Genomic DNA, 1,890 nt, shown 5'->3' with positions numbered 1-1,890 from the left:
ACGCTGGAAAGCGCGATCACCGAGGTCTACGGCGCCGCACCCGAGGTGACCGCCCGGCTTCCCCGTGTGCTGCGCTTCGGTACCTGGGTCGGCGGCGACATGGACGGCAATCCGAATGTCGACGCGCGCACGGTTACCGCAACCCTGGACACGCAGCGACGCGCCATCCTCACGCGCTACCTCAAGGAACTGCGCCAGCTCACGACGCTGCTCAGCCAGTCGAGCTCGATCATCGGGGTGTCGGACGATGTCGTCGCACGCCTCGATCATTACCGCGCCCTGATGCCAGAGGCTGCGAAGAAGTCGCGACCCCGCCATGGCGACCAGCCGTACCGGCTGCTCAACGACCTGATGCGTGCGCGCCTGCAGGCCACGCTGGAAGATCGCCCCGAAGGCTATGCGTCGCCAGACGAACTCGCGCAGGACGTCGATCTCATCCTGCACAGCCTGGAAGCCCACCGCGGCATCCATGCCGGCTGGTTCGCGGTGCGCAGGCTGGCGTGGCGGGTGCGCACGTTCGGTTTCCACCTCGCGCGGCTCGACGTACGGCAGGAATCCAGCGTGCACGCACGCGCGGTGGCGGCCGCGCTGGGCGACGGTGACTGGGAACAGCGCGATGCGGTCGAACGCGCTGCGTTGCTGGGTCCGTACGCCAGCGGCGATGCGGTGCTGCCGGCGTCCGACCAGGAAGGCAACGAGCGCCTGGATGCGGTGTTCGCGGCCCTCGCCGATGCGCGTGCGCGCCACGGCACGGATGCCCTGGGGACCTACATCATCAGCATGGCGCACAGCCGCGCCGACGTACTGACCGTGCTCGCGCTGGCGCGCCGGGGTGGGCTGGTCGACGACGCAGGCCAGGTGCCGCTGGATATCGCGCCGCTGTTCGAAACCATCGACGACCTCGGCCACGGTACCGACGTCCTGCGCGACCTGCTGGCCGATCCGGTCTACCGCGCCCACCTGGCCGCGCGCGGCAACGTGCAAATGGTGATGCTGGGGTATTCCGACAGCGGCAAGGACGGCGGCATCGCCGCCTCGCGCTGGGGCCTGCAGCGCGCGCAGGTGGACCTGGTCGACGCGGCGCAGGAGCTGGGTATCCGGCTGACGTTCTTCCATGGCCGCGGCGGCTCGATCATCCGTGGCGGCGGCAAGACCACGCGGGCGCTGGAAGCCGCGCCGCGCGGCAGTGTGGACGGCCGCCTGCGCGTGACCGAGCAGGGCGAGGTGATCCATCGCAAGTACGGCATCCGCGCGCTTGCGTTGCGCTCGCTGGAGCAGTCGGTGGGTGCGGTGCTGCTGTCCAGCCTGCGGCCGCGTCCCCCCGAGCCGCGCGAGACACGCTGGCGCGAGATCATGGCGCTCGTCGCGGGCGAGAGTTCGCAGGCCTATCGCGCCTTCGTGCAGGCGCCGCGCTTCATGGACTATTTCCGCAGCGCCACGCCGATCGACGTGATCGAGCGTATGACGCTGGGCTCGCGTCCATCGCGACGGCTCGGACAGGATGCCGCGCTCAGCAACCTGCGTGCGATTCCCTGGGTGTTCGCGTGGAGCCAGGCGCGTGCCGTGATCCCCGGGTGGTACGGCGTGGGGACCGGCCTGCAGGCGGCGGTCGTTGCGTATGGTGAAGAGGCACTGCGCGAAATGGCGCGCGACTGGCCCTTCTTCAAGACCTTCCTTGACGACGTGTCGATGGTGCTCGCCAAAGGCGACCTGAGCATCGCCGAGATGTACTCGAAGATGGCCGGCGACCTGCATGGAGAGTTCTTCCCGAAGGTGCAGCAGGAGCATGCCGCCGTCCTGCGCTGGGTGCTGGCGCTCAATGGCAACGACTGGCTGCTGCAGCACGACCAGCGATTGGCGCTGTCGATCCGGCTGCGCAACCCCTACATC

Annotated in this window: 1 protein-coding gene; it reads left to right on the top strand. The window is 69.2% G+C overall.

The window, feature by feature from the left end; translation table 11 throughout:
* Positions 1 to 1,890: phosphoenolpyruvate carboxylase (locus tag AC04L7_RS17775; protein ID WP_475513578.1), on the top strand; the 1,890-nt coding region annotated here is incomplete at both ends.

It is taken from the genome of Pseudoxanthomonas sp. LjRoot204_2 (assembly GCF_056175765.1).
Note: the sequence above shows the minus strand (reverse complement) of the source record. Positions and strands in the feature narration are given on the sequence as shown.